Origin of the sequence: Rhizobium sp. BK376, assembly GCF_004341625.1 — a bacterium.
In the GTDB taxonomy this organism is placed as follows: domain Bacteria; phylum Pseudomonadota; class Alphaproteobacteria; order Rhizobiales; family Rhizobiaceae; genus Rhizobium.
Genome location: NZ_SLZG01000040.1, coordinates 20,639 through 28,852 on the forward strand (window position 1 = coordinate 20,639; position 8,214 = coordinate 28,852).

At 58.0% G+C, this 8,214-nt stretch carries 5 protein-coding genes and 4 pseudogenes; 5 read left to right on the plus strand and 4 right to left on the minus strand.

From position 1 onward, the window contains the following. Positions 1-1,740, minus strand: a complete 1,740-nt coding sequence (locus tag EV561_RS34275) for an IlvD/Edd family dehydratase (RefSeq protein ID WP_132528349.1) — start codon at positions 1,738-1,740, stop codon at positions 1-3. Positions 1,741-1,887: 147 nt separating this feature from the next. Here EV561_RS34275 and EV561_RS34280 point away from each other — a divergent pair, with 147 nt between their 5' ends. The 4 genes from EV561_RS34280 to EV561_RS34295 all read left to right on the plus strand — a co-directional run bounded on the left by EV561_RS34280 (position 1,888) and on the right by EV561_RS34295 (position 6,274). Next, a complete protein-coding gene (locus tag EV561_RS34280) occupies positions 1,888-2,640 on the plus strand; it encodes an SDR family oxidoreductase (RefSeq protein ID WP_132528350.1) in 753 nt (250 codons plus the stop codon). Between the two features lie 119 nt (positions 2,641-2,759). Beyond that, entirely contained in the window at positions 2,760-3,716 is a 957-nt protein-coding gene (locus EV561_RS34285) for a sugar-binding protein (RefSeq protein WP_132528351.1), read from the plus strand. Between the two features lie 71 nt (positions 3,717-3,787). Further along, on the plus strand, positions 3,788-5,290 hold the full coding sequence (locus tag EV561_RS34290) for a sugar ABC transporter ATP-binding protein (RefSeq protein ID WP_132528352.1): 1,503 nt from the start codon (positions 3,788-3,790) through the stop codon (positions 5,288-5,290). 9 nt (positions 5,291-5,299) lie between these two features. Further along, a complete protein-coding gene (locus EV561_RS34295) occupies positions 5,300-6,274 on the plus strand; it encodes an ABC transporter permease (protein ID WP_132528353.1) in 975 nt (324 codons plus the stop codon). 362 nt (positions 6,275-6,636) lie between these two features. On the opposite strand, the pseudogene EV561_RS38230 reads toward EV561_RS34295, so the two are convergent. After that, a pseudogene (locus tag EV561_RS38230) lies at positions 6,637-6,918 on the minus strand (ISNCY family transposase); the annotation flags it as partial. A gap of 403 nt (positions 6,919-7,321) precedes the next feature. After that, positions 7,322-7,816 (minus strand): annotated as a pseudogene (locus EV561_RS34305) (transposase); the annotation flags it as partial. Between the two features lie 82 nt (positions 7,817-7,898). Here EV561_RS34305 and EV561_RS34310 point away from each other — a divergent pair. Then, positions 7,899-8,042, plus strand: a pseudogene (locus tag EV561_RS34310) (transposase domain-containing protein); the annotation flags it as partial. A 56-nt stretch (positions 8,043-8,098) separates the two neighbouring features. Here the strand turns inward: EV561_RS34310 and EV561_RS34315 are convergent. Continuing rightward, a pseudogene (locus EV561_RS34315) lies at positions 8,099-8,214 on the minus strand (IS5/IS1182 family transposase); the annotation flags it as partial.

Genomic DNA, 8,214 nt, shown 5'->3' on the forward strand with positions numbered 1-8,214 from the left:
TCAGCCTTCCTTAGGCTCACTGACCCCGACCGGCGCAGATGCTGTCAGTTCAGGCACGAACGAGCGGAAGTCGCAACCGCCATCGGCTTGCATGACTTCATTTGTATAGAGGCGCTTGTATCCGCGGTAGTTCTGCGGCTGCGGTACCCGTGCGTTCTGCCGACGCCGTTCGAGCTCGTCCGCGCTGAGGAGCACGTCGAGTGTCCGTGCCTTCGTGTCCAGCCGGATCATATCGCCGGTTTGGACCAGGCCGAGGGGGCCGCCTTGCGCCGTTTCGGGCGTAACGTGTAGGACGATGGTACCAAAGGCTGTGCCGCTCATGCGCGCATCCGAAATCCGCACCATGTCTTTGACGCCCTTCTGGGCGAGCTTTTTCGGGATCGGAAGATAGCCAGCCTCGGGCATTCCCGGTGCACCCGTCGGGCCGGCATTCTTAAGGACCAGCACGCTGTTTGCCGTCACGTCCAGGTTCGGATCGTCGATGCGGTCCGAGAGATCCTTGAGATTTTCGAACACCACCGCGGGGCCAGTGTGCTGCAGCAGGCCTTGGTCGGCTGCCGCCTGCTTGATCACAGCACCGCCGGGGGCAAGATTGCCGCGCAGGACGGCCATGGCTCCCGAAGGATAAACCGGGTCGAGCACCGGCTTGACGACGTCTTGCTTGAACGCCTCCGGAGCACGATCGATCTCCTCACCCAAAGTCAGTCCGCTGACGGTCAGACAATCGAGATGCAACAGGGGGCGCAATTCGCGCAAGATCGGCGTCAGACCGCCCGCCTTGTGGAGATCCTCCATATAGCCCTGCCCCGTTGGCTTCAGATCGACAAGAACCGGCGTCTCGCGGCCCATGGCGTCAAAGCCTTCGAGATCGATCTTGATACCGGCCCGTCCGGCAACAGCAGTCAGATGGATCAAGGCATTCGTCGATCCGCCGGCAGCCAGCACGACGCGCAGCGCATTGGTGATTGATTGGGGAGTAACGATCTGGTCGGGCGTCAGTTTCTCGGCTGCGATGGCAACCGCGCGAACGCCGGTCCGCTCGGCAAGGCGTCGGCGTTCCGCGTAGACGGCGGGAATGCTCGCTGCGCCCGGGAGCATGAAGCCCATGGCTTCTGTCGCCAGTGCCATCGTGCTCGCGGTGCCCATCACCGAGCAGGTGCCGACAGTTGGCGCGAGTTCATTGTTGACGGCCTGGATATCGGCCTCGCCGATGTCGCCCGCGCGATAGCGCGCCCAGAAGCGCCGACAATCCGTGCACGCGCCGAGGCGCTCGCCTTTCCAGCTGCCAGCCAGCATCGGTCCGGTGACGATCATAATCGCCGGGATATTGGCACTGATGGCCCCCATCAAAAGCGCCGGCACGGTCTTGTCGCAGCCGCCGATCAGCACAACGGCATCCATTGGCTGAGCGCGGATCATCTCCTCCGTATCCATCGCCATCAGGTTGCGCAGATACATGCTGGTCGGATGGGAGAAGCTTTCCTGGATCGAAATGACCGGGAACGGAATCGGGATGCCGCCGCTCAGCATGACACCGCGACTAACCGCCTCGATAATATCGGGAACATTCTGGTGGCAGGCATTATATCCGGAACTCGTATCCACAATGCCGATAATCGGGCGATCAAGGGCGTTGTCCGTATACCCCATCGCCTTGATGAACGCTTTCCTAAGAAAAACCGAGAAGCCCGCGTCGCCGTAGTGGGCCAGATTTTTCTTCATTCCGAATTCTTCTGTCATGCTCAACCTCGCTGTTAGCCTAAAGATCACAGCTTCGAATTTTTTGTCAATTGGATTGTTGACAATATCGTCAAATATAATCACGCTAAGATTATGCCAACCAGATCGGGCCCGGATCGTCTGGTGCGAGGAGTTCAGGAGTGACACATGCGACTTGACAGTAAGAGGATCGTCATCACCGGCGCGGTCGACAATATCGGCAAGGCAGCGGTCCAGGCCTTCATCGCGGAAGGCGCCAAAGTCGTGATTGGCGACATCGATACCGAGCGCGGCACAAAGGTCGCAGAGGAATTCGGTCCCTCGGTCAAATTTGTGCGCGTCGACGTCTCCGACGAAACAAGCGTCGAAAATCTTATCGGCGACGCCGTCGACTGGCTCGGCGGTCTCGACGTATTGGCACAGAACGCCGGCCTGATGATGTCCGGTAGCATTCTTGACTTCGATACGGCGACGTTTGATCGGCTGTTCGCAGTCAATGTCAAAGGCCTCTTTCTCGGCGCCAAACACGCGGTTCCGCATTTGAAGAAATCCGGCAAGGGTTCGATCATCAACACTGCGTCGCTCGCTGCCAAGCGGGGCGGACCGGGACTGACGCTCTATTCGGCCTCGAAAGGCGCAGTGATTTCGTTCTCCTCGACATTGGCGATCGAACTTGCTCATCACAACATTCGCGTCAACACCATCTGTCCCGGCTGGGTCGACACCGCATTCAACAAGCCGATCATCGATTTCATGGGCGGCGAAACCGAGCAAATGTCCAAGGTCTCCTCGATGGTGCCGCTTGGGCGCCAGGGCCTGCCCGGGGAAATCGCGCCGCTCTTCGTATTTTTAGCGTCTGATGAATCGTCCTACATGACCGCGCAGGCCATCCTCGCCGACGGCGGCGCCTATTCTACCTGAACTTGTGCGGTCGGCGCCGGTGCTCCGAGGCGGCCGATACACATTTGCAGCCATCCTATTCGTATCTCAAAGCCAGCCCACCGGGCGGCTTGCTATTTCATCATATGGGAGGAAAACCGATGAAACGTGGTCTATTGTTAGGCGTCATTTCCGCACTTGCGCTAAATGGCATGGTCTCGGCGGCATCCGCCGCGGAGAAGAAGCAGCTTTATTTCGTGGCAAACGGCGCCGTTGACTTCTGGAAGCTTGCGGAAGCGGGTATGAAGAAGGCCCAGGCCGAGCTGCCCAACTATACGGTCCAGATCAAATACCCGGAACAGTCGACAGCCGCTGTGCAGGACCGGCTACTGGATGACCTCGTCGCGGGCGGCGCTGCCGGAATTATCATCAGCTCGGTCGATCCCAAGACCCAGACCGAAGCTTTGAACAAAATCGCTGGCCAGACGCTTCTGTTCACGACTGATAGCGATGCGCCGCAGAGCAAGCGCGTTGCCTATATCGGGTCCAGCAACCGCAACGCCGGAAAGCAAGCCGCCGAAATCCTGAAAAAAAACCTGCCGGATGGCGGCAAGTGCGTGGCCTTCGCCGGCCTTCCGGGTGCCGACCTGACCCATGAGCGCCTCGAAGGCATCAAGGAAGGTATCCAGGGCACCAAGATCGAGATCGTCGATGTCCGCTCCGACGAAATGGACCAGACCCGCGCCAAGAGCAACGTCGCCGACATTCTGACGGCACGAGGTGACATCAACTGCATGATCGGCGTCTTTGCCTACAACACGCCGCAGATCTATCTGGCTCTTCAGGAGGCAGGCCAGCTCGGCAAGGTCACGGTGGTCGGCTTCGACAACGATCAGGCGACGCTTGGTGGCATCAAGTCGGGCGCGATCGCCGGAACCGTTGTCCAGCAGCCTTTCGAATGGGGCTACCAGGGCATGAAGGATCTTGCTCGCTATATCGAAGGCGACAAGTCCTTCATCCCGAAGGATGGCCTGATCATCATCCCGACGCAGATCATCGACAAGAGCAATGTCGATGCCTTCACCGACCAGGTCAAAGCCTGGATGAGCGGCAAATAACCGATCTCGGGATGCGCTTCTTGAGCCGCCCGCCTACGGGCGGCTCGCATTACACGCTCTCAGAGTATGCCATGTCTCAATTGCTCCTCTCCCTGAAAAACGTCACCAAGACCTATGTTGCTGTCAGAGCCCTAAGGGATGTTAGTCTCGATGTCCGCACGGGCGAAGTTCTGGGTCTGATCGGCGAAAACGGTGCCGGCAAAAGCACGCTAATGAAGATCCTCGGTGGCGTCGTTGAACCAACGGGCGGTGTGATCTCGGTCGGGGAACTGGATTTTACCGCCTTAACAGTCTCGCAATCGACTGCCGCCGGCATTGCTTTCGTGCACCAGGAGCTCAATCTCTTTGAGAATCTTGACGCGGCGGCCAACATTTTTATCGGCCGAGAGCCGCGCGTCGGGAATTTTCTGAAGCTAATCGACCGCGAGGCTTTGCGGCGACAGGCGCGTCCGCTCCTGCAGCGCCTGGGCTGCAGCTTTTCTCCAGACACCCTGGTTGCCCAACTGTCGATCGCCCAGCGGCAAATGCTGGAAATCGCCAAGGCCCTATCATTCAACGCCCGCCTGATCATCATGGACGAGCCCACCTCAAGTCTGACAGCCAGTGAGACCGATCGTCTTCTCGACGTCGTCGCGGAACTCAAAGCCTCGGGTGTCAGCGTCATCTTCATCACCCATCGCCTGACCGAGATACAACGCTCCGCTGATCGTGTCGTCGCTCTGCGTGATGGGGCGGTTGTGGGGGAGCTGGAGCGCGCGGAGATCACACGAGAAGCGATGATCCGGCTGATGATCGGGCGCGATCTTGCGTCAGTCTACAACCCGCCAGGAATCCGTTCGGGCAATGATTTCGTTAAGATCAGGGGTCTTGCGACCGCCGCCCATCCAGCCGGCCGCATTGATCTTGATATTCGTCGCGGTGAGATCCTTGGCCTGAGTGGATTGATAGGCGCGGGCAGAACTGAGCTTGCTCGCGTCATCTTTGGTATCGACAGACCAAGCTCGGGAGCGATTGAACTACTGGGCCAGCCATTCCAGCCGAAATCGGCGGCCGACGCGATAAAACGCGGCATATATCTCGTGCCCGAGGATCGCAAGGCATCTGGCTTGGTTCTGGATATGTCAATCCGCGAAAACATTTCGCTCGCCAGCCTCCGACGCTTCGCCAAGGCAGGATTGATCGACACCCACCAGGAAAGCGAACGCGCGCAGAAGCAGCGATCCGCGCTCCGCATCAAGAGTCATTCCGTTGAGGCAATCGCGGGTACGTTGTCCGGCGGCAATCAGCAGAAGATCATTCTCGGCAAATGGCTGTCGATGGAGCCGCAGCTGATGATCCTCGACGAGCCGACGCGCGGCATCGATGTCGGCTCGAAGAGCGAAATCTACGCAATCATGCGCAAGCTCGCCGACACCGGCATCGCGGTCCTAATGATCTCAAGCGACATGGAAGAAATCATCGGCGTCAGCGACCGGGTCGCCGTCATGCATGAGGGATCGATTTCCGGAACACTCGAACGTGCCGAACTTAGCGAACAAAATATCATGCGCCTGGCCGTCGGCGGATCACACTGAGGAACAAACATGCTGAAAAAAGATCTGGGTCTGTTGATCCTCATCCTGGTGATCGGAGTGGTTGTCGCTCTTATCAATCCGAGGTTCATCTCGATCGCAAATCTATCGAACACCGCTAACCTGGTCGGTCTCTACGGCATGTTCTCGCTGGGCGTCGCCTTCGTGATCATCACGGGCGGCATCGACCTGTCCATCGGATCAGTCTTTGCGTTTCTGGGCGTTATCTTCATCACGGCGGTTTCGGCTTACGGAATCAACTGGATCCTAGCAAGCGTCCTCATCATCGCTGCTGGCGTCGCGATTGGTCTGGTCCATGGCCTGCTTATCACGCGCGCCGGACTTCAGCCCTTCGTGGTCACCCTATGCGGGCTTCTGATTTACCGCGGTGCGGCACGTTTCTATACGGATGATGCAACAGCCGGGTTCGATTTCGGCCAAAGTTTTCCGACGCTGGAATGGCTCACCACCGGGCGCATCTACAACATCCCAAATAGTTTCATTGCTTTCGTCGTGGTGGCGATCGGTTTGGCCGTACTCCTGCATCGTTCCGTCTTTGGCCGATACCTTTTCGCCGTCGGTAAGAACGAAGAGGCGGCGCGCTACTCCGGCATCGATGCCAAGACGATGACGATCTGGGCCTATGTAATATGCTCGGCCCTTGCAGGCGTTTCGACGATTTATTTCGCCATGTATACCCGCTCGATCTCGCCGGCATCCCACGGGACATTCTACGAACTCTATGGAATCGCCGCCGCGGTGCTTGGCGGTTGCTCCCTACGTGGCGGCGAAGGATCGATCCTCGGCGTGGCACTCGGGGCTGTGCTGATCCAGGTACTTCAGAACCTGGTGAATCTTCTCGGTATCCCCTCCTCGTTGAATTTTGCGGTGATGGGCACGGTGATCCTGATCGGCGTCCTTGCCGATGGTCAGCTGCAGCGTCTGCGCAGTCGGCGCCGGGCACAGACGGCCGTCGCAGCCGCGTGATGCCTGGCTCTGTTTGAAAGCGACTCTTCCGCATACGTTGATAAACTGCTTCGCGCCTCGCATGGACGAGCTATTCTGGCGGCAAGCCAATGGGAGATGAGCAACGGCCAAACCGAACGAAGATGCCAAGGGTGTCTATGATAAAGATTTGTCACAGCTATTTAAAGATGAGACAAAGTAAGCAATTTAGAAACGCGACGCCATACTATCCAATGTTACTGAATATGCAAGATTCTATAGTTATGGATACGCAAGCGCGAGCCGCCGTCCGGGTGGAGCTGGTCAGGGTTGCGCAGCCCGGTCGGCGGCGGATGGCTCGGGCGCAATCATATACTTTAGCTTTCTCAACCGGATCGCTCACATCACTCGGCGACACGCCGGCTCACCAACGCTTGCCGCCGTCGGGCGATGACGGCAGGATCCTTCGTAAAATCCGTCTTTCGTCCAGGCTTGGTGCCGCGTTTCTGATAACCGCTGCTCACGCTGCCATCGGGAATGCCGAACATGTGATCCGTCTGTCCGCCTCGACGCGGGCCACTTTTGCTGCGCTGCTGCTGACGCCCAGCCTGCAAAGACGAAGATTTAGCAATCTCGAATTCCAGCGGCTACGTGTTTCGCTGCAGCGAAGACCGTTCCAAGGAACGTCGCACAGTCATGGCGCAACGCCGAACCGTATATTGAGAAACCGCGACTGCATGTCGTGGACACAGAATAAACTCCGGACGCATGCATAATCAGCGAGTAGTACTTAGTATCCGGAGATTATTATTCGGTTCCGAGCATACGCATGGTTAAAAAATGTTGGTTAATGACCGGTTAACGTAGCGTTCCTAAATTTCGCATATTAGCATATTTTTCACGCCCTCAAGTGCTTTCACCAGTTCTGAGCAAAGCAAATGTCCCAGCCTCCCGTTTTGGCAACCAGGTAAGAGTTCATGCAAGTAGCCAATACAAACTATAGTAGTAACGCGTTGCAATCCAAACGACGTCGGTGGGCTTTGGTGCGCGGGTCGTTGAAAGAACGGCATTCCGTCTTTGATGCTGTAGCTACGGCGTTGCAGTCTTGCAGCGGACGGATTTCGGGCGTGCGCATGCCATCATTCGATTGAGGACCGAGCAGCCGATGGCGACTTCCGTCCGCTGCGCTCCGAATGAGCGCGCCCGCAGCCGGTGTCCGATGATCGATTTGTAACGACCGATCGCGGTCTCGACCAGGGATCGTTTTCCGTAGCCGGTCGCGACCTGCCACTTCATTCGGCCAGCGGTGTTGATCGCCGCAATGTGTCGGTCTCGCTGGCTCGAAGGATCGGCGTCCGGCCGTTCCACCGCATTGGCGCGTGGCGGAATGACCACGACAGCACCGGCACTGTGCCTGGTGACGGCGTCATAGGTCGGGTTGCCGTCATAGGCGCCATCGCCCGTGAACTGGCCGATCGGCGTGTCGATCTGGTCGAGCAGCACCTCCAGCTGTGAAGCGTCGCCAGCGTCCTGGTCGGTCATGACGTGAGCGATGATCTCGCCGCTATCGGCATCCAGTGCCAGATCGGGCGATGTCACGTTGTCGGCAACTTAACGGGTGGCGGATAATTCGGTGAGATGACCTCATCGACCATCAGCTACAAGAACCACCGCCTCGCTCATCGAGACCTGCAACCTCAACCCCGTCGATCCGTTTGCATATCTCGCCAGCACGCTCACGGCTATCGTCAATGGCTACAAGCAACAACAGATTGACGGGCTTCTGCCGTGGAACTACCTGGCACGGTAACCCGCGTTCGTGAGAATGCCTGGACAGCGGCAAGGGATGATATAATTTCGTCGAGCCGTACCGTCGCGGCGGTTTAAGGGCTTGAAGCTCTTCATGCTGGCCCAGGCTTCTATCAAGGTACCGTCCACCGAGAAGTGCTCGTCCGACAGCAGTGCCTTAACCCGCGGCTGGC

Bases quoted from the DNA above. Each gene is read 5' to 3' on its own strand.
- EV561_RS34275 (WP_132528349.1), bottom strand. From the start codon at position 1,740: ATGACAGAAGAATTCGGAATGAAGAAAAATCTGGCCCACTACGGCGAC.
- EV561_RS34280 (WP_132528350.1), top strand. From the start codon at position 1,888: ATGCGACTTGACAGTAAGAGGATCGTCATCACCGGCGCGGTCGACAAT.
- EV561_RS34285 (WP_132528351.1), top strand. From the start codon at position 2,760: ATGAAACGTGGTCTATTGTTAGGCGTCATTTCCGCACTTGCGCTAAAT.
- EV561_RS34290 (WP_132528352.1), top strand. From the start codon at position 3,788: ATGTCTCAATTGCTCCTCTCCCTGAAAAACGTCACCAAGACCTATGTT.
- EV561_RS34295 (WP_132528353.1), top strand. From the start codon at position 5,300: ATGCTGAAAAAAGATCTGGGTCTGTTGATCCTCATCCTGGTGATCGGA.